21 protein-coding genes and 1 pseudogene are annotated in these 21,709 nt (G+C 73.4%); 18 read left to right on the top strand and 4 right to left on the bottom strand.

What is annotated here, in order from left to right; translation table 11 throughout:
- Positions 1-473 precede the first annotated feature (473 nt).
- Positions 474-1,736: pseudogene (locus tag OG982_RS10155) on the top strand (DUF445 domain-containing protein); the annotation flags it as partial.
- 638 nt (positions 1,737-2,374) lie between these two features.
- Here OG982_RS10155 and OG982_RS10150 read toward each other — a convergent pair.
- Both OG982_RS10150 and OG982_RS10145 read right to left on the bottom strand, forming a co-directional pair.
- Positions 2,375-2,674 carry a hypothetical protein gene (locus OG982_RS10150; RefSeq protein ID WP_266787926.1) on the bottom strand — a complete coding sequence of 100 codons (300 nt, stop codon included), beginning with the start codon at positions 2,672-2,674 and terminating at the stop codon, positions 2,375-2,377.
- Between the two features lie 66 nt (positions 2,675-2,740).
- A complete protein-coding gene (locus OG982_RS10145; RefSeq protein ID WP_266787927.1) occupies positions 2,741-2,917 on the bottom strand; it encodes a hypothetical protein in 177 nt (58 codons plus the stop codon).
- Positions 2,918-3,105: 188 nt separating this feature from the next.
- On the opposite strand from OG982_RS10145, the gene OG982_RS10140 reads away from it, so the two are divergent.
- From OG982_RS10140 to OG982_RS10130, 3 genes are read left to right on the top strand one after another with little or no spacing between them, the layout of a single operon-like run.
- Positions 3,106-3,663: a GNAT family N-acetyltransferase gene (locus OG982_RS10140; protein ID WP_266787928.1), complete on the top strand. Its 558-nt coding sequence runs from the start codon at positions 3,106-3,108 to the stop codon at positions 3,661-3,663.
- 58 nt (positions 3,664-3,721) lie between these two features.
- Entirely contained in the window at positions 3,722-4,756 is a 1,035-nt protein-coding gene (locus OG982_RS10135; RefSeq protein WP_266948366.1) for a hypothetical protein, read from the top strand.
- A 10-nt stretch (positions 4,757-4,766) separates the two neighbouring features.
- Positions 4,767-5,219, top strand: coding sequence for a very short patch repair endonuclease (locus OG982_RS10130; protein ID WP_266948365.1), 453 nt, complete (start codon positions 4,767-4,769; stop codon positions 5,217-5,219).
- A gap of 71 nt (positions 5,220-5,290) precedes the next feature.
- On the opposite strand, the gene OG982_RS10125 is transcribed toward OG982_RS10130, so the two are convergent.
- Complete coding sequence (locus OG982_RS10125; protein ID WP_266948364.1) at positions 5,291-6,283, bottom strand: hypothetical protein; 993 nt, start codon at positions 6,281-6,283, stop codon at positions 5,291-5,293.
- Positions 6,284-6,330: 47 nt separating this feature from the next.
- On the opposite strand from OG982_RS10125, the gene OG982_RS10120 reads away from it, so the two are divergent.
- The 4 genes from OG982_RS10120 (at position 6,331) to OG982_RS10105 (ending at position 9,501) form a co-directional block, all read left to right on the top strand.
- Entirely contained in the window at positions 6,331-7,188 is an 858-nt protein-coding gene (locus tag OG982_RS10120; RefSeq protein ID WP_323139242.1) for a class E sortase, read from the top strand.
- A 161-nt stretch (positions 7,189-7,349) separates the two neighbouring features.
- Complete coding sequence (locus OG982_RS10115) at positions 7,350-7,661, top strand: DUF6412 domain-containing protein (protein WP_266948363.1); 312 nt, start codon at positions 7,350-7,352, stop codon at positions 7,659-7,661.
- Positions 7,662-7,780: 119 nt separating this feature from the next.
- Positions 7,781-8,521 carry a YidC/Oxa1 family membrane protein insertase gene (locus tag OG982_RS10110; RefSeq protein WP_266948362.1) on the top strand — a complete coding sequence of 247 codons (741 nt, stop codon included), beginning with the start codon at positions 7,781-7,783 and terminating at the stop codon, positions 8,519-8,521.
- Between the two features lie 122 nt (positions 8,522-8,643).
- Positions 8,644-9,501 (top strand): fumarylacetoacetate hydrolase family protein, encoded by an 858-nt coding sequence (locus OG982_RS10105; RefSeq protein WP_266787934.1) that lies wholly within the window; start codon positions 8,644-8,646, stop codon positions 9,499-9,501.
- 94 nt (positions 9,502-9,595) lie between these two features.
- Here OG982_RS10105 and OG982_RS10100 read toward each other — a convergent pair whose 3' ends face one another.
- Positions 9,596-10,720, bottom strand: coding sequence for a Gfo/Idh/MocA family oxidoreductase (locus OG982_RS10100; RefSeq protein ID WP_266948360.1), 1,125 nt, complete (start codon positions 10,718-10,720; stop codon positions 9,596-9,598).
- Between the two features lie 55 nt (positions 10,721-10,775).
- Here OG982_RS10100 and OG982_RS10095 point away from each other — a divergent pair, with 55 nt between their 5' ends.
- From OG982_RS10095 to OG982_RS10050, 10 genes are all read left to right on the top strand, one after another.
- Positions 10,776-11,915, top strand: coding sequence for an ROK family transcriptional regulator (locus OG982_RS10095; RefSeq protein ID WP_266948359.1), 1,140 nt, complete (start codon positions 10,776-10,778; stop codon positions 11,913-11,915).
- 507 nt (positions 11,916-12,422) lie between these two features.
- Positions 12,423-13,172 (top strand): hypothetical protein, encoded by a 750-nt coding sequence (locus OG982_RS10090; protein WP_266948358.1) that lies wholly within the window; start codon positions 12,423-12,425, stop codon positions 13,170-13,172.
- A 33-nt stretch (positions 13,173-13,205) separates the two neighbouring features.
- A complete protein-coding gene (locus OG982_RS10085) occupies positions 13,206-13,970 on the top strand; it encodes a GntR family transcriptional regulator (RefSeq protein ID WP_266787938.1) in 765 nt (254 codons plus the stop codon).
- 148 nt (positions 13,971-14,118) lie between these two features.
- The gene (locus OG982_RS10080; RefSeq protein ID WP_266948357.1) at positions 14,119-15,240 is read left to right on the top strand and encodes a TIGR03364 family FAD-dependent oxidoreductase; all 1,122 of its coding nucleotides are present in this window, start codon (positions 14,119-14,121) and stop codon (positions 15,238-15,240) included.
- A gap of 5 nt (positions 15,241-15,245) precedes the next feature.
- A complete protein-coding gene (locus OG982_RS10075; RefSeq protein WP_266948356.1) occupies positions 15,246-15,995 on the top strand; it encodes a phosphonatase-like hydrolase in 750 nt (249 codons plus the stop codon).
- Positions 15,992-17,041 carry an ABC transporter ATP-binding protein gene (locus OG982_RS10070; RefSeq protein ID WP_266948355.1) on the top strand — a complete coding sequence of 350 codons (1,050 nt, stop codon included), beginning with the start codon at positions 15,992-15,994 and terminating at the stop codon, positions 17,039-17,041. The genes OG982_RS10075 and OG982_RS10070 overlap by 4 nt, the downstream gene beginning before the upstream one ends.
- On the top strand, positions 17,034-18,086 hold the full coding sequence (locus OG982_RS10065) for a 2-aminoethylphosphonate ABC transporter permease subunit (protein WP_266948353.1): 1,053 nt from the start codon (positions 17,034-17,036) through the stop codon (positions 18,084-18,086). Before OG982_RS10070 ends, OG982_RS10065 begins: the two co-directional genes overlap by 8 nt.
- On the top strand, positions 18,073-18,870 hold the full coding sequence (locus OG982_RS10060) for an ABC transporter permease (protein ID WP_266787943.1): 798 nt from the start codon (positions 18,073-18,075) through the stop codon (positions 18,868-18,870). The genes OG982_RS10065 and OG982_RS10060 overlap by 14 nt, the downstream gene beginning before the upstream one ends.
- A 25-nt stretch (positions 18,871-18,895) precedes the next feature.
- Complete coding sequence (locus OG982_RS10055) at positions 18,896-19,975, top strand: 2-aminoethylphosphonate ABC transporter substrate-binding protein (protein WP_266787944.1); 1,080 nt, start codon at positions 18,896-18,898, stop codon at positions 19,973-19,975.
- A gap of 133 nt (positions 19,976-20,108) precedes the next feature.
- On the top strand, positions 20,109-21,647 hold the full coding sequence (locus OG982_RS10050; RefSeq protein ID WP_323139241.1) for an alkaline phosphatase family protein: 1,539 nt from the start codon (positions 20,109-20,111) through the stop codon (positions 21,645-21,647).
- Positions 21,648-21,709: the final 62 nt, after the last annotated feature.

Here is a 21,709-nt window from a genome sequence, read left to right as displayed (position 1 = left end):
CCCGGTCGGCCTGCCGGGGTGGGTCGGGTCCCCAACGCGGGAGCCGCCCCGCTGACGGGTGGCGCGGTGCGCGGCCTGGCCACGGGCTGTGGCGCTGCCGTCGGCCACGCGGGTGCTGGGCGCGCCCCCTGGGTGGAGCCATGGACAGACCGGAGGCGCCGGGGCGTCGGCGGCGGCCCCGCGCGGCCCGGCCCCGTGGGCGTAAGGGCGGGCCCCACCCCCGGCGCTTCGCCTTCGGGATGGCGTTCCGGCAGGCTGGGGAGGGTAGGCCCCGCCTCGCACGGCATCGGCGAGAGGTCCGGCGCGCCGGGAACTCCTCGGGGCTCCCGGGAGTCGGATGCTATGCAGACAAAACCGGCGCCCCCGGGGGAAGGCAGGAGCACGTGGATCACCGCAGCGCAGCCGGAGGCGGCACCGCCCCACCGGCCGCCCCACCCCCCGCACCACCACGCCCCACCCGTGGCAGCGGCACGGCGTTCGTGTTCAGCGCGGCCGACGAAGAGCGCCGCGCCGGAGTCCGCCGGATGAAGACCATCGCGACCGGGCTGCTCATCCTGGTCGCGCTGGTCTACGCACTCGCCAAGTGGGCCCAGGACACCGGCGCCGGCCCCTGGGCGGGCTACGTCGCGGCCGCCGCCGAGGCCGGCATGGTCGGCGCGCTCGCGGACTGGTTCGCCGTCACCGCCCTCTTCCGCCGCCCCCTCGGCCTGCCCATCCCGCACACCGCGATCATCCCGACCAAGAAGGACCAGCTCGGCCTCTCCCTCGGCGAGTTCGTCGGCGAGAACTTCCTCTCCGCCGACGTCGTCAAGGCCCGCCTGCACTCCCTCGGGATCGGCGGCCGCCTCGGCGCCTGGCTGGCGGAACCCGCGCACGCCGACCGCGTCACGGCGGAACTCGCCGCCGCGCTGCGCGGAGCCCTGACCGTACTGCGCGATTCCGACGTCCAGGCCGTCGTGGGCGAGGCGATCACCAGACGCGCCGAGACCGCCGAGATCGCGCCCGCGATGGGGAAGACCCTGGAACGGGTCGTCGCCGACGGCGGCCACCACCGCGCCGTCGACCTGATCTGCGCCAAGGCCCACGACTGGCTGGTCACCCACGGGGACTCGGTCATGGACGCCGTGCAGGGCGGCGCCCCCGGCTGGACCCCGCGCTTCGTCGACCGCAAGATCGGCGACCGGGTGTACAAGGAGCTGCTCCGCTTCGTCACGGAGATGCGCGACATGCCGGAGCACCCGGCGCGCGGCGCCGTGGACCGGTTCCTCACCGACTTCGCCGCCGACCTCCAGTCCGATACGGAGACGCGCGCGAGGGTGGAGCGGCTCAAGTCGGAGATCCTCGCGCGGGGCGAGGTGCAGGACGTGATCGCCTCCGCTTGGACGGCGATCCGGTCGATGATCCTCTCGGCGGCGGAGGACGAGCAGAGCGAGCTGCGCCTGCGCGTACGGTCGTCGCTGATGTCCCTGGGGGCGCGGCTGGCCACGGACAGCCGGCTCCAAGACAAGGTGGAGGGCTGGATCGAGGGTGCGGTGGTGTACGTCGTCACCCACTACCGCGCGGAGATCACCTCGCTGATCACGGACACGGTGGCGGGCTGGGACGCCGAGCACACCTCGCGGAAGATCGAGGCCCACATCGGACGGGACCTGCAGTTCATCCGCATCAACGGCACGGTGGTCGGCGCGCTGGCGGGGCTGCTGATCTATACGGTGTCGAGGGCGTTCGGCGCGTAGGCCCGGCCCGGGCGGCAACCGCGAGGCAGGCCCCGCCGGGCGGTCCGGGCGGAGCCCGTGCAGGCTCTGCGGTCGGGCCGGCGGTCAGCGAGGCCGGACGTCGGCGCGGGCGGCCGTCAGCGAGGTCGGGTGTCGGGCGCGGGCGGGCGGCGACGCGTGGCGCCCGGTCGCGATCCGGCGGAGAACGTCCGGCTCAGAACACGGGCGGCGCCTCGGCCGCCCGCCCCGAGGCCGTCGGCCGGCCCACCGCCGGCGGGCTGCCGCCCTGCCGTCGGCCCAGCCGTCGGCCGATCGGCGCGAGCAGGCCCACCGGCCCACCGGCCCACCGGCCCACCGGCCCACGACCGGGTCGCCGGGCGGTCGCCGTCAGCCTGCCGTTCGCTCTGAGGCCGTCGGCCGGTCCACTGCGGGCGGGCTGTCGCTCCGTCGGCTGGCCGGTCGTCGGCTGATCGACGTGAGCCGGCCCGCTGGTCACCGGCCGCCGGCCCACCGGCCCACCGGCCGCCGGGTCGCTGTCAGCCCGTCGGCGCGAGCCTGCCCCGCCGGTCGCCGGCGCGCAGACCGGCCGCCCGCCGGAGGCAGCGGCAGCAGCTCAGCCGAGCTCCGCACCGACCGCCCGCCTGCCGGAGGCAGGCGGCTCAGCCGCGGTCCGCGACCGCCCACGCGGCCGCCGCGACCACCCCGGCCGCGCCGAACACCGCCGGCCAGGCCCCGACCTTCTTCGCCAGCGGGTGCGAGCCCGCGAACCCGGCGACGTACAGCGCGCCGAGCCCGGCCGCGGCCGGGGCGCCGGCCCGCCGGTGCCACTCCCGCCCGGCCACCAGCCCGGCGGCGCCGAGGACGACACCGCCCAGCGGCCGCACCTTGGTCCACCGGGCCACGGCGTAACCGCCCACCAGGCCGGCAGCCGCCACCACCGAGGTCGGTACCCGCTCCATGCCGCCCACCTTCACGTCGTTGTCGTACGAGTCGTACGAGTCGTACCGGTCACACGTCCTACGAGGCTAACGCGGCCGCCTCGCCACCCGACGGGCGCCCAGCGCCCCCAGCACGAGCACGGCCCCGCCGATCACCGCGTCCGGCACCGCGTCCCGCACGGCACCCGGCAGCAGCGCCACGATCCCGAGGACGAGCAGGAACGCGAGCCCGCACCGGCCGGCCGCCCGCAGCAGTCTGTCCACGGGCTGTTCAACGCGGCCGCCGGGTGTCCCGACACGGACGACACTGAGGGGATTTGTCGCACACTCTCCTGATCCGTGCGATGCGTGCCCCGGGAACCCGAAGCACCTAAATTCGCTCTCCCACCCCAAACGGGAAAATCACCCCCACCCCACCTCCACCACCCCACCACACCAGGAGCCGGCACATCGTGATCTGCTACGGACAGGCCGTCCTCGACCTCGTGGACGAACTGGTCGACGCCTACGCCGAGGTCTTCTCGGGCCCACCGTGGAACGAAGGCGAAGAAACCATTCGCCAGTTCGCCACCCGCCTCCAGGCCGACTCCCGGCGCGCTGGATTCCGTACCGCCCTCGCCCAGTCCGCGACCGGCATCGACGGCTTCGCCACCGGCTGGATCACCCCGGCCGCCTTCCCGAAGAACCGCGCGTACGCCCAGGTCGCCTCGCAGCTCGGCCCGCAGCGCGTACGGGAACTCCTGACCGGCGCCCTGGAGATCGACGAGCTCGCCGTACGCCCGTACGCGCGCGGCCACGGCACCGGCCGGGCGCTGCTCACCGAGATCACCGCCGACGCCCCCGACCGGCGGGCCTGGCTGCTGACGTCCCGGCTGGCCAAGGACACGGTGGCGACGTATCGGAGGCTCGGCTGGCACGAGGTCACGCCGCTCCCCGGCACCGAGACGGGCGTCGTCGTCTTCCTGGCCCCGGACCACCCGGGCCGCGAGGACGGCGGGTCCGGGGAGTAGCGGGGTAGCGCCGATTGCCGGTGTCTTGGGGGCCGCGCCGTCCGGGCATACCGGCAGCATGATCACGAACTCGTCAGGCGTCGTCGTCGGCGGCGCCGGCCAGGCCGCGAAGGTGGCCCGCAGGCAGCTCAACCTGGCCACCCGCCACCAGCTCACCGCCGCCGGAATCCCCCCGGGCACCATCACCTCCCGTACCTCCGGCACCTCCCGCACCGGCGGCCCCTGGCAGCGCTTACTGCCCCGGGTGTACCTGCTCCAGACCGGGCCCCCGGACCACCGCCAACGCGCCCTCGCTGCCGTCCTGTACGCCGCCGAGCCCACCTCCGACCCCCTGTCCGGGGACACGGCCGCCCTCACCGGCGGCGCCGCCCTGGCCCTCCTCGGCATCCGCGACGCCCCGCACACCCCGGCGGACGTCCTGGTCCGCGCCCCGCGCCGGCCCGCCGGCACCCCGGAGGTCCGCCCGCTCCCGACCACCCGCTGGCCGCGCACCATCACCGTCTCGGGCATCCCCAGCACCCGCCCGGTCCGCGCGGCGGCAGACTTCGCCTCGCGCACCGAGGACCCCGACCTGGTCCGCTCGGTCCTGGCCGGCGTCGTCCAGTCCGGCTGGTGCCACCCGCAGGACCTGCACGCCGAACTCCGTCTCTCCCGCCTCCTGGCCCGCCCCGCGATCCGCGCGGCCGCGGCGGAACTCCTGGCCGGCGTCCGCTCGGTCGCCGAGGCCCAGGCCCGCGACACCCTCACGGCGACGGACCTCCCGACCCCGCTGTGGAACGCCCGCCTCTACACCCCGGCCGGCACCTTCCTGGCCTCCCCGGACGCCTACTGGCCCGACGAGGGCGTGGCCCTGGAGATCGACTCGGCGGAGTACCACTACACCCGCGACGCCTGGCACGCCACCCTCCGCCGCCGCCTCCGCCTGGAGTCCCACGGCATCCTCGTCGCCAGCGCAACCCCGTCGATGATCCGCGACACCCCGACGGAAGTCCTCGCAGCCCTCCGCACCCTCCTGACCCTAGGCTCCACCCGCCCCACCCCACCCACAGCCCTAGCCCGCGGCCACGTCCAACTGGAGCTGCCGATTCCCTGACAATGGCAGGGTGGAAGCCTTCGAGAGCACGCCTGCCGTCCGCGCTCGCATGAGCCGGCAGAAGAGCAAGGACACGCGGATCGAAGTGGCCTTGCGGCGTGCGCTGCACGCGGCAGGTCTGCGCTATCGGGTGCATCGGCGCCCGGTGAAGGGGGTGCGGCGGGAGGCCGACATCGTCTTCGGCCCCGCGCGCGTCGCCGTCTTCGTGGACGGTTGCTTCTGGCACGGGTGCCCCGAACACGCGACGTGGCCCCGCCGCAACGCGGAGTTCTGGCGCGCGAAGATCGAGGGCAACCGAGCCCGCGACCACGACACCGACGCGCGTCTCGCGGAATTCGGCTGGCTGTCCGTCCGCGTCTGGGAACACGAGGCGGCGGACGAGGCGGCAGAGCGCGTGCGACTGACCGTGCTGTCGCGTCGACGCGACATGGCGGCCAAAGCGCAGGCGAAGCGCCTTGTTTGACGTTTGCCGGCGTCGGGCCCGGTGTACATGACTCAGGCCGATCGGACGCCGGGAACGCCGCCGAGGCCGGACTAACCGTGGCACTCCGGGTAGGGCTTGCCTGAGGTGCACCAGCAGGGGGATGTGGGGGTGGGGGGCCAGGGGGTGGCTTTGCCGCGGGCCGCGAGGGTGGTGGCGTATTCGGCCAGGAGGGACGGGGAGGCCGGGGAGGTCTTCTCCGAGGCCGCGAAGGCCTCGTAGGAGGGGACGCTCGCCGTGACGATGCCCAGGTTGGTGGTGCCCGAGGCGGCGAGGGCGCGGAGGGATGCCTCGATTTCGCGGAGGTGTGCCTCGTGGGACGGGTATTCCGCTGCCAGGGTCGGGTACGAGGTGAGGAGTTCCGCCAGTTCGCGCTGGGGCCAGTGGAGGATGGCCACCGGGAAGGGGCGGGAGAGCGCCGCGCGGCGGTCGCCGAGTTCGGCGCGGAGGCGGGCGATCTCGGCGCGGAGTTCGGCCGGGTCGTCGGAGCCCAGGGCCCAGATGCGCTTGGGGTCGTGGAGCTCGTCCAGCGGGATCGGGCCGATGTGACGGGTGTCGGCGACCATGTCCCAGTCGTCGTGCGGGAGCCCGAGGAGGCGGCGGACGCGGTGGCGGCCCGTCAGGAGCGCGGTGGTGGCCTGCGTGAGGGGCGCGTGCTCCGGGATGAGGAGGGTCGCGGCCTCGGTGAAGCATTCCTCGGAGGTGGTCAACTCGTCGTGGGCTTCGAGGGCTTCCGCGATGACCTCCCACGGGGCCGGGTCCGCGGGGGCTGCCGCGCGGATGCCCTGGATGAGGGCGCGGGCCTCGGGCTCGTGGCCGTACTCCCAGAGGTTGGCGGCCTGGAGGGCCTTGATCAGGTGCGGGTTCGCGGGCGAGGCGGCCAGGAGTTGGTCGTAGAGCGTGCTCGCCCGTTCGCGTGCGTCGGCCAGTTCGAGGTGGGCCGCGGCCTGGAGGAGCAAGGGCTCCTGGTCCTCGGGGTAGCGGGTCGCCGTGCGGATGAGGCGCTCGGCTTCGGCGATGTGCTCGGCAGGCGTGTCGGGGCGCATGGTTCACACCGTACTGCTGCTGGTCAGTTGACGGGGGAGGACTTAGGGTGCCGCCCGTGCGGGATCACTTGCGTGTGGTGGTGCAGGGGAGCGGCCGGCGGGCGCGCGGCGCCGGGCTCGCGCGGGTGTTGTGGGCCGTCGCCGAACTGACCGTCACGGTGGGTGTGGTGGTGTTGTTGCTGGTGGTGCACCAGGTGTGGTGGACCAACCGGCAGGCCGCTGCCGCCGCCCAGGAGCAGGTGCGGGAGCTGGAGAGTCGGTGGGCTGGTGGTCCTGACCCTGACCCTGATCCTGACCCTGGGGTTGGGGATGCCCCTGGGGCTGGGGTAGAGGCTGGTCCTGACCCTGTGGGTGCCGGTGAGGGTGATGTCCCTGAGCCTGAGGGTGGTGGGTCGGGGGCGCCGGCGGCGTCCTCGCCCGGGGGCGGGGGTGGTGCGGCCAAGCCTCGGAGCCCGGCTCAGGCCCCGAAAGGGGCGTACGCCGTGCTGCGGATTCCGCGGCTCGGGCTGACCGTGCCCGTCGCGCAGGGGATCGACAAGCGGGGCGTGCTCGACAAGGGCTACGTCGGGCACTACCCCGGGACGGCTGCGCCCGGGGAGCGCGGGAACTTCGCGCTGGCCGGGCATCGCAATACCCACGGGGAGCCGTTCCGGTACGTCAACCGGCTGCGGGCGGGGGACGAGCTGACCGTCGACGTCAGGGGGCGGCGCTTCGTGTACGTCGTGGGGAAGATCCTTCCGGAGACGAGCGAGCGGGACACCGGGGTGATCGCGCCGGTGCCGCGCAGTGTCGTGAAGCCGGAGGTCGGATACAGCGAGCCCGGTGCGTACATCACGCTCACCACCTGCACTCCCGAGTACAGCTCGAAGTACCGGCTCGTGGTGTGGGGAACGCTCAAGCGCTAGCTGGCTCGCCAGCCAGCTGCTCCGGTCCCGGGCCTGGTCCGGGTCCCGGTTCCGGGTCACGTTCTGGTTCCGGCTCTGGTGCTGTCAGTGCGGGCCGTTAGGATCGGGTCGAGCACACGTTCGCGGTTCGCGAGGAGTTCGCGAGGAGAGGAGGGCCTTCGATGGACAGGGCGGTTGGTTCGCGCTTTTCCCTGGGTGCCCTTCTCATATCGCTCTTGGTGCTCGGCGGGTTCCTCGGGCTGGTGCTCGGAGAGAGCGGCCTGGCCGGTGCCGTGGTGGTGTTCGCCGCCGCCGTGGCCGTGGGCGCCGCCGCTCTGGCGGCCCGGCTCGTGCGGCCCGTGCCGCCGCACCGAATACGCACCGCGATCCGTGATCGCGAGCAGCGCACGGCCTTCCTGCCGCAGCGCGATCCCGACGCCTCGGGCCGTTCGCGGCCGAGGGCACCCGGCCGTCTCGTCCTGACGGCCGCGTAGGGGCGCGCAGTACTCACGCACGCACCAGCTGTTCTCTGATCACTGTCGTCGCCCCTCGCGGGTCGTCACGCCGAAATGCATCTCTTTCGACGTTCGACGAGACCCCTCGGAGGGCCCGCGTGTCCGTTTTCGTTCATCTTGTTGCCCAGCTGGGCCGGCTCCTGGAGCCGGTACTGGCCGAGTCCGCGACCGCTGCCGCGATCGTGCTGTTCACCGTGCTCGTACGGCTTGCCCTGCACCCTCTCAGCCGTGCGGCGTTCCGGGGCGCGACCCCGGTCGCCGGGTGCCTGCCGGTGCTGTTGCAGCTGCCGGTGTTCTTCGTCATGTACCAGGCGTTCTCCTCCGCCGAGGTCGGCGGAGCGGCGAACGAGCTGCTCGGGCACCGGCTCTTCGCCGCGCCGCTCGGGGCCCGCTGGACCGAGGCGCTGGGTGAGGGCGGCCTGTTCGGGGCCCAGGGGCTGGTGTTCCTGGGGCTGTTCGCGGCGATCGGTGTCGTGGCCGCGGTGAGCGCGGTACGGGGACGGCGTGCCGCGGCGGCTGCCCCGGCTCCGGTGCTGCCCCAGGTGTCGACGGCCAAGGGGGCCAAGGGCGCCAAGGGTGCCAAGGGGCCCAAGGGCGGGGCGCCGGCGGCGGTGACCGCCGAGCAGCTGGAGGCGATGCGGAAGCTGGGCGGCGTACTGCCCCTGCTGTCGTTCGGGACGCTGATCACCGCTGGTGTGGTGCCGCTGGCCGCCGGGCTCTACCTGCTGACCACCACCGCCTGGTCGGTGGCGGAGCGGGCCTGGCTCCAGCACCGCAAGGACCGGGCGAGCGCGAGCGTGAGCGTGAGCGAGGGGGCGGGCGTGCGTTCCAGTCTGTGAACAGGGTCTTGCGGATTGGTCGTACTTCTTGGAGGATCAACCAATCCTCCGATGGCCGCAACCCATCGGCCGGCCCGTGGCACGCCCATGGGCCGACCACCCTCGACCACGGGAGAACGCCCATGAAGCTGCTGCGTGTCGGACCGATCGGCGCCGAGCGCCCCGCGCTGCTCGCCCAGGACGGCACCCTCCGCGACCTCTCCGCCCTGGTCACGGATGTGGACGGCGACCTGCTCGCCGACGACTCCGTGCTGTCCCGCGTACGGGACGCGGCGGAGTCCGGCGGGCTCCCGGTCCTCGACGCGGAGGGGCTGCGCATCGGCTCCCCGATCGGCCGCATCGGCAAGATCGTGGGCATCGGGCTGAACTACCACGGCCACGCGGCCGAGGTCGGCGCGGAGGCGCCGGCCGAGCCGATCGTGTTCCTGAAGGCCCCGGACACCGTGGTCGGCCCGGACGACACGGTGCTGATCCCGCGCGGCAGCGTGAAGACCGACTGGGAGGCCGAGCTCGGCGTCGTCATCGGCGCCACCGCCCGCTACCTGGACTCCGCCGAGCAGGGTCTGGCGCACGTGGGCGGCTACGTCCTGGCCAACGACGTCACGGAGCGCGCGTTCCAGATCGAGCGCGGCGGCACCTGGGACAAGGGCAAGAACTGCGAGACCTTCACCCCGCTCGGCCCGTGGCTGGTCACGGCCGACGAGGTGGCGGACCCGCAGGCCCTGGACGTGAAGCTCTGGGTCGACGGTGAGCTCAAGCAGGACGGTCACACCTCGGACCAGATCTTCCCGGTCGGCGAGGTCGTGCGGTACCTGAGCCACTTCATGACCCTGTACCCGGGCGACGTCATCGTCACCGGTACGCCGGCCGGTGTGGCCGCAGGCCAGCCGGAGCCGAAGCCGTTCCTGCGGGCCGGCGCCGTCGTGGAGGTGGAGATCGAGGGCCTCGGCCGCCAGCGGCAGGAGTTCAAGAGCGCCTAGCGGTCGTTGCGCCGTCGCGCCGTCCGCCGTTGGCGTCGGCGGCGCGTGAACATACGGCGGGTGAGGGAGCGGGCCGCCCCCTCACCCGTCTTCGTCATGCCCGGGCGGACCGCAGGTCCACGCTCACCCCGTCGCGGGACGAGACCCGCGCGGCTTCCAGTACCGCCAGACAGCGCGCCGCCTCCCGCGCGCCCACCGGGGAGGGTCCGCCCTCGCGCAGCGCCGCCGCCACGGCCGCGTAGTACGCCGGGTAGTCGCCCGGGAGGGTCTCCACGGGAGTTCCGCCGCCGGTCAGCGGGGACTCGCCGGAGCCGACCCGCCCCCACAGGTGCTCCGGCTCCTCGCCCCACGGCTGATCCGAGCCGGGCCGCAGCCCGTCGCGCAGGGCGGCCTCCTGCGGGTCGAGGCCGTACTTGACGTAGCCCGCCCGGGAGCCGAGGGCGCGGAAGCGGGGTCCCAGCTGGGCGGTGGTGGCGCTGACGTAGAGGTGCGAGCGGACCCCGCTCTCGTGGGTGAGGGCGATGAAGGTGTCGTCGTCGGCCTCGGCGCCCGGACGGCGTACGTCCGCCTCCGCGTAGACCCGTACCGCCGGGCCGAACAGCACCAGGGCCTGGTCCACGACGTGGCTGCCGAGGTCGTACAGCAGGCCGCCGATCTCCTCCGGGGCGCCGGACTCGCGCCAGCCGCCCTTGAGCTGCGGGCGCCAGCGCTCGAAGCGGGACTCGAAGCGCTGGATCTCGCCGAGTTCGCCGTCGGCGATGAGGCGGCGCAGGGTGAGGAAGTCGTTGTCCCAGCGGCGGTTCTGGAAGACGGAGAGGAAGGTCCCGGTCCGCTCGGACAGGTCGGCGAGCGCGTCGGCCTCGGCGGCGGTGGCGGCGAGCGGCTTGTCCACGACGACGGGGACGCCGGCGGTGAGGGCGGCCGTGGCGAGCGGGACGTGCGTCTTGTTGGGGGAGGCGATGACGACGAGGTCGACGCGCTCGCCCGGCCCCTCCCACAGCTCGGCGGCGTCGGTCGCGATCCGGACGCCGGGGTAGGCCTCGCGCGCCTGGGCCTGGCGGCCGGGGTCGGAGGTGACGACGGTGTCGAGGACGAGCCCGGGGGTGGCGGAGACCAGCGGGGCGTGGAAGACGGAACCGGCGAGTCCGTAGCCGACGAGGCCGACGCGGAGCGGGGCGGCGGGGGTGTAGGGGGTGGCGGCGGGGGCGGTGGCGTTCATGCCCCTACTTTGGCAACAGTGTTGCTTAAGTGCAAGGAGGGTGGAGAATGGGCGGGTGAACAGGGCGAACGGTGAGGGGCGCGGCGTCAATCTGCCGGCGCTGCGCGGGCACAACGACGCGCTGGTGCTGGATCTGCTGCGCGGCGCGGGCGCGAGCGAGGGCGCGAGCGAGGGCGCCGGTGCGGGTGCGCGCCCGGGAGCGGCGGGGCCGGGCCTCGGGCGGTCGGAGCTGGCGGAGCGCACGGGGCTCACCCCGCAGGCGGTCAGCAAGATCACGGCGCGGCTGCGGGCCGAGGGGCTGGTGGCGGAGGCCGGCCGCGGCGCGTCGACCGGGGGCAAGCCGCGGACGCTGCTGCGGCTGGTGCCGGAGGCGCGGAGCGCGGTGGGGGTGCACGTGGACCGGGACGAGCTGCGGGTGGTCCGGGTCGACCTGGCGGGCCGCGTCACCGCGGACTGGCGGGGTCCGCTGGACTTCGGCGCCGGGCCGGGGGTGGTCGTCGACGCGGTGGCGGATGCGGTCGTACGGACCTTCGCGCATCCGGGGTCCGGTGCGGGGCCGTCGCAGGTGCTGGGGGTGGGAATTGCCGCGCCGGGCCCGCTCGACCGGCGGACCGGGGTGCTGGGGCGGGTGACGGGGTTCCCGGAGTGGGAGGGGTTCCCGCTGGGGGAGGAACTGGCGGGGCGGTTGGGGGTGGCGGTGGTGGTGGACAAGGACACCAACGCCGGGGCCGGAGCCGGCGCGGGCGCGGGCGGGGATTTCGGGGCTTCGGTGTACCTGCACGTCGGCACCGGCCTGGGTGCGGGACTCCGGCTGAACGGCGAGGTGTACCGCGGGGCGCGGTCGGCGGCGGGGGAGTTCGGGCACCAGGTGCTGATGCTGGACGGGCCGCCGTGCCGGTGTGGGGGCCGGGGGTGTGTGGAGGCGCTGTGCCTGGATGCCGTGGCGCGGGGTGATCTGGCGGAGGCCGCGCGCGTGCTGGGGGAGGCGGCGGCGAACCTGGTCGCGCTGCTGGACGTGGACCGGGTGGTGCTGGGCGGGCGTGTGGTGGAGGGGGCGCCGGGGGTGTTCGTGTCCGGCGTCTCCGGCGCGCTGGCCGCGCGCGGGGCCGGTGCCACCGTTGCCCTGGCCGGGCGGGGGGTGGCCGAGGGGGCGGCGGAACTGATCCTGGCCCCCTTCTTCGGCCGCTCGGGCTGACGCCGATCGGTTCCCGCCCCTCCGCGGTACGGAGCCTCTCCGGCGGACACGTCAACCCCCGTCGGGCCGGACGGGGCGCCCCCGATCACACCGGTGCGGCACCGTTCCCGGGGACCGGCCCCCGGACCCCCGCGCCTCAATCGCCGGCGGGGCTGGATGGTCCCGGCGGGGCCGCGTGGTCCCGGCGGCGCTCGATGGTGTCGGTGCGTGGCGCCCACGGAGGTGCGCCAATCAGGCGTAAACGGGGGTGGGGCAGGCGTGGTGGGACGTGGGGGGTCGGGTGGGCGTGGGAGGGTGCGGGCAAGGTCCGGGGTGATCGTCGGGTTGTCGTACCGGTGTTTCGGTGGTGCGGAGTTCCGGCGGGCCGGTGGGCCGGTGGTGCGGTGTCCGGTCGGGGTGCTCCGGGTAGGTTCGGTGGCTCCGGCCGTGGTGGCCGGTCTCCCCTCAATCGTCCAGCGTCAACGTCAACGTCAACGTCCATCGTCCGGCGAGCAGCGAAGGTCTTCCATGCGACTGCGCAAAGCCCTTGCCCTCTCGGCCGTCCTGTCCGGCGTCCTCCTCGCCGGCGCGGCGCCCGGCGCCCTCGCGGACGTCGGTACCGGCGGTGGCGCCCACCCCGCGCCCGCGTTGCCCTCGCGGGCGCAGGCCAGTTGCGGGGACGGGAAGAGCACCGCGTTCCCCATCGGGGCCCGGATCCGCGGCGGGCCGGCCGTGTACCGGACCGGCGGCGGGGCGCAGACCTGGTTCCTGGACCTGACCAACACCACCGGCTCCGCCTGCACGGCCATCCACCCCGTCGTCGTGTTCACCGACAAGGCCCGCGCCCTGCGCCCCGCTCACCTCCGGATGGAGTTCGACGCCCCCGGCGGCAGCTTCCCGGTCAGCCTGGAGCGGACCGACCGCGACGAGATCATCGCCGTGTTCGACGGCGGCGACGCCTTCCCCGGGTTCTCCGTCGGCGCCGGCGGCTCGATGACCGTCAAGGTTCGGCTCGCGTTCTCGCCCGACGCCCCGCACGGCGAGGTCGTCGCCGACGCCGCCCTGGTCCAGCGCAAGGGCGACGACGGCGACTGGGTCGGCGAGGCCGGCGGCTACCGCTTCTCGGTCGAGGGCCCGGACGAGGAGTCGGGCGAGGCCGGGGCCCTCGCCCACACCGGCCCGCACACCGGCCCACGCGAGTGGGCGTACGGGAGCGCCGCCATCGCCGCGATCGCGGCCGGCGGCGGGCTGCTGCTCGGGGCGCGCCGCCTGCGCTGATCCCGGTTCACCGAGGGCACGTAAAGTCCGAGCGTGGAAGAACAGATCCAGCCCCATCGCCCCGGCTCGCCCGTCCGCTCCGGCATCCCCGAGCACGGCCGCGTCCCCAAGTACTACGCCGTCAGGGCCCGCATCGCGGAGCTGCTCGACGAACTCGGCGAAGGCGGCCTGCTGCCCACCGAGCGCGATCTCGCCGAGCGGTACGAGGTGTCCCGCGAGACCGTGCGGCAGGCCCTGCGCGAGCTGCTCCTGGAGGGCCGGCTGCGCCGCGCGGGGCGGGGCACCGTCGTCGCCGGGCCGAAGCTGGAGCAGCCGCTGTCGCTCGCGAGCTACACCGAGGGCGTCCGCCGCCAGGGCCGCCGGCCCGGCCGCAACCTGATCGGCCTGGAGCGGTTCCCGTGCCCGCCCGAGCTGGCCCGGGGCATCGGCGCCGAGGCCGGCGAGCCCGTCTGGCACCTGGAGCGCGTCCTGCTGGCCGACGACGAGCGGGTCGGCCTGGAGAGCACGTACATCCGGGTGGCCCGGGCGCCCCGCCTGGACAGCGATTTCCCGCCGGACTCCTCCTTCTACGGCTACCTCCGCGACAGCCTCGGCATCTCCTTCGGCGACGCGGACGAGAAGCTGGAGACCGTCCTGGCGACCCCGCGCGAGGCCCTGCTGATCGGCACCCCGCCGGCCCTTCCGATGCTGCTGATCCACCGCTTCTCGCGGGATCAGGACGGCGGGCCGCTGGAGCGGGTGCGTTCGCTCTACCGTGGTGATCGGTTCAGCTTCACGACCCGTCTGAAGCCCGAGTAGCGGGAGGGGAAACGCCATCAATCCTGAAAAAAGGGACGCACTGACATCACAAGAAGGTAACGGGTCTAGTCCAAACGTCGAGGGCTGTTCACCGGCCCGTTGCCATCCGGATCCCCTCGGGTCACGGGCCGCGCCCACCTTGGACGGCGTGAGAGTCATAGTCGTCGGAGGCGGCGTGGTCGGCACCATGCACGCCTGGCAAGCAGTCGAACGCGGCCACGAGGTCGTCCAGATCGAGCGAGAAGCGGAGGCCCGCGGCGCGTCGCTGCGCAATTTCGGCCAGATCTGGGTCAGCGGGCGGGCCGGGGGCGAGGAGCTCGACACCGCCCTGCGGGCCCGCGAGCTCTGGGAGCGCATCGGCGCGGAGGTGCCCGGCCTGGGCTTCCGCGCCATCGGCTCCCTCACCCCGGTGCGGGGCGCCCGCGAGTACGCGGTCGCCGAGGCGGCCACCGCCCGCCCGGACGCCGCGGCCCGTGGCTACGAACTGGTCACCGCCGCGGAAGCGCGACAGATCAACCCGGCCCTGCGCGGCGCCTTCGAGGCGGCCCTGTGGTGCGAGCGGGACGCGGCCGTCGAACCGCGCACCGCCCAGCTCCACCTGCGCGAGGCCCTGCGCGCCACCGGCCGGTACACCTTCCTCCCCGGACGCGAGGTCCGCGAGGTCGTCGGCCCCGGCGCCGTCCGCGACGACCACGGTGACGTCCACCGCGGTGACACCGTCGTCCTGGCCACCGGCGCCTGGCTGTCCGGCCTGGTCCGCGAGCTGGCCCCGGAGCTGCCCGTGCGCCGCGTCCGGCTCCAGATGATGCAGACCGCCCCGCTCGGCGAGCCGCTGACCACCTCGGTCGCCGACGCCGACAGCTTTCGCTACTACCCGGCGTACAAGAGCGAGGCGCTCGACGCGCTCAACGCCGGGCAGGCGCAGGCGCCGATCGCCGCCGCGCACAAGATGCAGCTCCTGATGGTCCAGCGCCTCGACGGCGGGCTGACCATCGGCGACACCCACGAATACGAGCACCCCTTCGCGTTCGACACCCTCGAAGACTCCTACGAGCACCTCACCGAGGTGGTCGAGTCCTTCCTGAGCCGCCCGCTGCCGAAGATCCGGCACCGCTGGGCGGGCGTGTACGCGCAGTGCACCGACACCACCCGCGTCGTCCACCGCCAGCAGGTGGCCGACGGCGTCTGGCTGGTGACCGGACCCGGCGGGCGCGGGATGACCTGCTCGCCCGCCATAGCCGAGACCACCGCGAACGAACTGGGCTGGTAGACACCATGAGCGACCTGAACGACGCGAGCGGCCCGAGCAGCACGGGCAGCACGGGCAGCACGAACGAGACCCGCAGGCTGATCGTCCTCGACATGGCCGGCACCACCGTCGCCGACGGCGGCCTCGTCGAGCGCGCCTTCGAGCGCGCCGCCGAGCGCCTCGGAGTCGAGCCCGGCAGCGCCGACCACGCCGCCAAGCTCCAGTACGTCCGCGACACCATGGGCGAGTCGAAGATCTCGGTCTTCCGCCACCTCTTCGGCACCGAGGAACTGGCCCAGCGCGCCAACTCCGCCTTCGAGCAGGCGTACGGGGAACTCGTCGACGGCGGCCTGATCGCCCCGATCCCCGGCGCCCGCGAGGCCATCGAGAAGCTCCGCGCCGACGGCCACACCGTCGCCTTGACCACCGGCTTCGCCCGCGTCACCCAGGACGCCATCCTCGACGCCCTCGGCTGGCAGGGCCTGGCCGACCTGACCCTCTGCCCCGCCGACGCCGGCGGCCGGGGCCGCCCGTACCCGGACATGGTGCTCGCCGCGTTCCTGCGCACCGGCGCCGCGACCGACGTCCGCGAGACCGTGGTGGCCGGCGACACGGCGTACGACATGCTCAGCGGCCGCCGCGCCGGAGCCGGGATCGTGGCGGGCGTCCTGACCGGCGCCCACGACCGCGCGACCCTCGACGAGCACGGCGCCACCCACGTCCTCGCCTCCATCGCCGACCTCCCCGCGCTCCTGGCGAGGGAGTCCGGCGCGTGAGCGGCATCCGCTTCGACTCCGTATCGGTCGCCTACGCCGGCAACACCGTCCTGGACTCCCTCGACCTGACCGTCGAGCCGGGCGAGGTCATGGCGCTGCTGGGCCCCTCCGGCTCCGGCAAGACCACGGCGCTGCGCGCGGTCGCCGGGTTCGTACGGCCCGCCGCCGGCCGGGTGCTGATCGGCGGCCGGGACGTCACCGCGCTCCCGCCGCACAAGCGCGGCATCGGGATGGTCGTCCAGCAGTACGCGCTGTTCCCGCACATGCGGGTCGAGGAGAACGTCGCCTTCGGCCTCAAGGCGCAGAAAGCCCCCAAGGCCGAGATCCCGGGCCGGGTCGCCGAGGCCCTGGAGATGACCGGGATGGCGGCCTACGCCAAGCGCTACCCGCGCGAGCTCTCCGGCGGACAGCAGCAGCGCGTGGCCATCGCCCGCGCGCTCGCCATCCGCCCCGGGGTGCTCCTGCTCGACGAGCCGCTCTCCGCGCTCGACGCGCAGCTGCGCTCCGGGATGCTCGCCGAACTGGCCCGGCTGCACCGCGAACTGCCCGACGTGTCGATCCTTTACGTCACGCACGACCAGGTGGAGGCGCTCACTCTGGCCGACCGGATCGCGGTCATGGACCGGGCCCGGCTCCAGGACTGCGGCACCCCGCAGGAGCTGTACCGGGCCCCGCGCACCGAGTTCACCGCCTCGTTCGTCGGCAACGCCAACCTGCTGCCGGTGACCGTCGCCGAATCCGGGGCGCTCTTCGCGGGGCGGGCGCTGGAGCTGGACCGTGGGCGGGCCGCGCCGGGCGTGAGTGCGACGTTGTGCGTACGGCCGCACCTGCTCGGCCTCGGGGCCGGGCCCAACGCGCTGACCGGGACGATCGCCGAGGTGCAGTGGCGCGGCTCCACGCACCGGCTCTACGTCGACGTGGACGGCCACCGCGTCAAGGCCGACCTGCCGGAGCTGCGCGAGACCCCGGCGCTGGGCGACGAGGTGACCCTGCACTTCGAACCCCGCGACGCCGTGCTGCTGGCCGCAGGGGTGTCGGATGGCTGAGGCCCCCCGCCTGGACGGGCGCCGAACCGCGCACCTGCCGGGCACCCGGACCCCGGAGCACACCGACGCCACACCGGACACCCCCACCCGGACCGCCCACGCCACCGCCGGCGGCACCCTTGCCGACCACGGCACCACCGCGGGCAGCGCCACCACCGCCCCCGGCCACACCGCCACCCCGTCCGGCTCCCGCACCCCGCACAGGATCCGCCCCCCGCAGGGGACCGGTGTCCCGCGGTGGCTGTGGAGCGTGCCGCCCGTGGCCGTGCTCGCGCTGGTCTTCCTCTACCCCCTCGCGCTGGTGGTCCAGCAGTCGTTCACCCCCGAGAACGGCGGCGGCGCCTTCGACGCCTACGCCTCCGTGTTCGCCTCCCACGGCTTCCGCGAAGCCCTCGGCACCACGGTCTGGCTGGCCGTCGGCGCCACGGTCGGCTGCCTGGTCCTCGGCTTCGCGCTCGCCCTGATCATCGCCTTCGTCCCCTTCCCCGGGGCCAAGGCCGTCGCGAAGTTCATCGACGTCTTCCTCTCCTTCCCCTCCTTCCTCATCACCCTCGCCCTCCTCTTCATCTACGGGACGGTGGGCATGGCCAACGGGGTCTGGACTGACCTGACCGGCGCCGCCGACGGCCCGTTCCACTTCCTCACCACCCCCTGGGGCGTCCTCCTCGCGGAGATCACGTACTTCACGCCCTTCGTGATGCGCCCGCTGCTCGCCGCCTTCTCCCAGCTGGACACCGCACAGCTGGAGGTGGCCTCCTCGCTCGGCGCGAAGCCCGCCCGGATCATCCGGCGGGTCATCCTCCCCGAGGCCCTCCCGGCCCTCGCCGCCGGCGGAAGCCTCGTCCTCGTCATGTGCCTCAACGAGTTCGGGATCGTCCTGTTCACCGGAGCCAAGGACGTCACCACGCTCCCGATGCTCATCTACGGCAAGGCGATCCTCGAATCCGACTACGCGGCCGCCTGCGTGGTCGCCGTCGTCAACATCGCGATCTCCGTCGGCCTGTTCGGCCTCTACCGGGTGGTGAGCAAGCGTGCTGGTGCATAGCAAGACAGGCCGCTGGGCCGCCTGGGGCCTGTTCGGCCTCCTCTTCCTGCCCCTCTTCGCCCTGCCGCTGCTCGTCGTGGTGGCCGCGTCCTTCTCGACCCACTGGTCCGGGGCCTTCCCCTCCGGCCCGACCACCGAGAACTACGCCTCCGCCGCGCGCGGCGAATCCCTCCAGGCACTGACGACCTCGCTGGTCACCGCCCTGGTCGCGAGCCTGCTCGCGCTCACCGTCGGCAGCTGGGCGGCGCTGGCCGCCGCCGGGCTGAAGAAGCGCGGAAAGCGTTCCCTGGACGCCCTGTTCATGCTCCCGGTCGCCGTGCCGTCCGTGGTCGTCGGCCTCGCCGTACTGGTCGCGTTCAGCAAGCCCCCGATGCTGCTCAACGGCACGAGCTCAATCGTGATCCTGGCGCACACCATTCTTGTCACGGCGTTCGCCTACCAGTCGGTTTCGGCTGCGATCGTCCGTCTCGACCCGGCGTACGAACAGGCGGCGGCCTCCCTGGGCGCCCGTCCCGCGCACGTGCTGTGGCGGGTCAAGCTCCCCCTCCTGCTGCCGTCCCTCACCGCGGCCGCCGGACTCTGCTTCGCCCTGTCCATGGGCGAGCTGAGCGCCACGATGATGCTCTACCCGCCGGACTGGATGCCCCTCCCGGTCCGGATCTTCACCGCCACCGACCGCGGTTCGCTCTTCAGCGGCTCCGCCGTCGCCGTGGTCCTGATGGCCACCACCCTGCTGGTCCTGCTGGCCGTCTCCCGTATCCGCACCAGAGCCACCTACCGCTGACTCCCTTTCCCCGTAAGGAAGTTCCATGCCCAGCAGCAAGTACCCGCGCCTCACGGCCGCCGTCACCGGCAGCCTCGCCCTCGCCGCCGGCCTCACCGCCTGCGCGGGCTCCTCCACCGCCGCCGACTCCAAGGGCGGCGGCGAGAAGGTCGTCACCGTCTACAGCGCCGACGGCCTCAAGAGCGACAAGGGCGACGGCTGGTACGACAAGGTCTTCGCCGATTTCACCAAGAAGACCGGCATCGAGGTCAAGTACGTCGAGGGAGGCTCGGGCGAGATGGTGCAGCGCGCCGTCCGCGAGAAGAGCAACACCCAGGCCGACGTCCTGATCACGCTGCCGCCGTTCATCCAGCAGGCGGACGGCAAGGGCCTGCTCCAGGCCTACAAGCCGCAGGGCTCCGACCAGGTCAAGGGCGGCGACAAGGCCACCGACGGCAAGTGGACCTCGGTCGTCAACAACTACTTCGGCTTCGTCTACAACAAGAAGGAGCTCACCGAGGCGCCCAAGACCTGGGAAGAGCTGCTGGACGGCAAGTTCAAGGGCAAGCTCCAGTACTCCACCCCGGGCGTCGCGGGCGACGGCACCGCCGTGCTCATCAAGGCGATGCACGACTTCGGAGGCAAGGAGCCGGCGATGGAGTACCTGAAGAAGCTCCAGGCCAACAACGTCGGCCCGTCCTCCTCCACCAGCAAGCTCGCGCCGAAGACCGACAAGGGCGAGCTGCTCGTCGCCAACGGCGACGTCCAGATGAACTTCGCGCAGTCCAAGTCCATGCCGAACCTGGGCATCTGGTTCCCCGCCAAGGACGGCGGCAAGCCCACCAGCTTCGCCCTCCCGTACGCGGCCGGCCTGGTGGCCAAGGCCCCGCACACCGAGAACGGCAAGAAGCTCCTCGACTACCTGCTCAGCGAGGACGCCCAGAAGCTGGTCAGCGAGGTCGGCGGCGGCTTCCCGGCGCGCTCCGACGTCAAGCCGACCGACGCCAACGCCGTCGAACTCACCAAGCTGATGACCGGTGTCGAGATCTTCGAGCCCGACTGGGCCGACATCGACAAGAACCTCACCGGCCACGTCGACGCGTGGAAGTCCGCGACCGGCAGCTGACGCTTAACCCTGCGGCCACTCGTGGCCGCAATAGTGACGCTTGCGTAACGGGTCTGGACCGAAGATCGCACCTTCGGTCCGGACCCGGCGCATGTCCACTCGCGCATTCCCACGATTACTCCCGGAGGAGTACGTGCCCACTGTCCTGTCAGGACGCGCCCTCGCCGTGGCCGCCACCGCCACGGCCCTGCTCGCCACCGCGCTCGCCACCCAGACCGCCGGCGCCGCCACCACCGCGACCGGCACCGCGGCCGGCACCGACAAGGTCCTCGTCATCGGCCTGGACGGCGTGGTTCTCGACCGAGTCAAGGCCGCCAACGCCCCGCACCTGAAGGGCCTGATGGCCCAGGGGCTGACCGCGAAGAGCACCTTGTACGCGAACCCGATGGCCGCCACCTCCTCGGGCCCGGGCTGGTCCGCCATCGCCACCGGCGTCTGGCCCGACAAGCACGGCGTGAAGGACAACTCCTTCACCGGCAAGAACTACACGGCCTACCCGGACTTCCTGACCCGCGCCGAGAACGCCAAGCCCTCCCTCAACACCTACGCGGCCGCCGACTGGGAGCCCATCACCTCCACCGACGCGGGCGGACCGATCTTCTCCGCCAAGGTCGACAAGCGCCTCAGCCTCAAGGGCGACCGCGACGGCTACGGCACCGAGGACCCGAAGATCGCCACCGCGGCCGCCGCCGAACTGCAGGGCCAGAACCCGGACGCCGCCTTCGTCTACTTCGGCCAGGTCGACGGCGCCGGCCACTCCTACGGCGCCGCCAGCCAGCAGTACCTCGACGCCATCGGCCGTGTCGACGCGCTGGTCGGCCAGCTGCTCACCGCCGTCCAGAACCGCCCGACGTACGCCCAGGAGAACTGGAAGATCCTGGTCACCACCGACCACGGCCACACCGACGCCGGCGGCCACGGCGGCTCCACCATCCAGGAGCGCGGGACCTTCGTCATCGCCAAGGGCGCGGGCATCCCCGCCGGTTCGGTACGCGACGACGTCAAGCTCGTCGACGTCGCCGCGACCGCGCTCGCCCAGGTCGGCGTCAACCCCGGCTCCGCGATCGACGGCGTCCCGGTGAACGCGCCTGACGACAACGACCCGTTCGACACCGTGCGCCCCAACCTCCAGGCGCGCGTGGACGAGATGGGCATCCCGGCGGGCGTCAAGGGTTTCACGCACACCCCGCCGGCCGGCTGGTCGGTCGACAACTCCAAGATGGGCACCGGCGGTGTCACCGAGTGGGCCGGCTGGGCCTTCGCGACCGACGAGTTCTGGAGCCAGTCCCAGCGCGACCAGTGGCGCGAGCTGAACGTCCGCTCCCGTGACGTGTTCGCCGTCGCCGACTCCGACGAGTGGGACGACAAGACCCACACCGGCACCTTCGACTCCACCCTGATCACCCCCAAGTGGGCCGTGACCGGCGCCTCGACGAAGAAGCTCACCTTCCAGACGCACTACCGCCACGAGGCCGGCCAGAGCGCCCAGGTCCTGGTCTCGTACAACGGCGGTGCGCCGGCCGTCGTCAAGACCTACACCGCCGACGCGATCGCCAAGGCGGAGTCCCTGACGCTCCAGGTTCCGGCCGGCGCCACCGACGTCCAGGTCCGGTTCCGCTACAGCGGCAACAACAACTGGTTCTGGACCGTCGACGACGTCCGCCTCGGCTGATCGACCCCGCGCGGTCCGGGCCGTGGACGCCCTCGGCGTCCGCGGCCCGGCCCCGATAGGGT

The organism is Streptomyces sp. NBC_01551, assembly GCF_026339935.1.
Classification (GTDB): domain Bacteria; phylum Actinomycetota; class Actinomycetes; order Streptomycetales; family Streptomycetaceae; genus Streptomyces.
This window is presented reverse-complemented; position numbering and strand designations above follow the sequence as displayed.

Coding starts and splice junctions, on each gene's coding strand:
- OG982_RS10115 (WP_266948363.1), top strand. CDS start 7,350: ATGGACAGGGCGGTTGGTTCGCGCTTTTCCCTGGGTGCCCTTCTCATA.
- OG982_RS10125 (WP_266948364.1), bottom strand. CDS start 6,283: ATGCGCCCCGACACGCCTGCCGAGCACATCGCCGAAGCCGAGCGCCTC.
- OG982_RS10055 (WP_266787944.1), top strand. CDS start 18,896: ATGCCCAGCAGCAAGTACCCGCGCCTCACGGCCGCCGTCACCGGCAGC.
- OG982_RS10065 (WP_266948353.1), top strand. CDS start 17,034: ATGGCTGAGGCCCCCCGCCTGGACGGGCGCCGAACCGCGCACCTGCCG.
- OG982_RS10135 (WP_266948366.1), top strand. CDS start 3,722: ATGATCACGAACTCGTCAGGCGTCGTCGTCGGCGGCGCCGGCCAGGCC.
- OG982_RS10150 (WP_266787926.1), bottom strand. CDS start 2,674: ATGGAGCGGGTACCGACCTCGGTGGTGGCGGCTGCCGGCCTGGTGGGC.
- OG982_RS10090 (WP_266948358.1), top strand. CDS start 12,423: ATGCGACTGCGCAAAGCCCTTGCCCTCTCGGCCGTCCTGTCCGGCGTC.
- OG982_RS10100 (WP_266948360.1), bottom strand. CDS start 10,720: ATGAACGCCACCGCCCCCGCCGCCACCCCCTACACCCCCGCCGCCCCG.
- OG982_RS10075 (WP_266948356.1), top strand. CDS start 15,246: ATGAGCGACCTGAACGACGCGAGCGGCCCGAGCAGCACGGGCAGCACG.
- OG982_RS10105 (WP_266787934.1), top strand. CDS start 8,644: ATGAAGCTGCTGCGTGTCGGACCGATCGGCGCCGAGCGCCCCGCGCTG.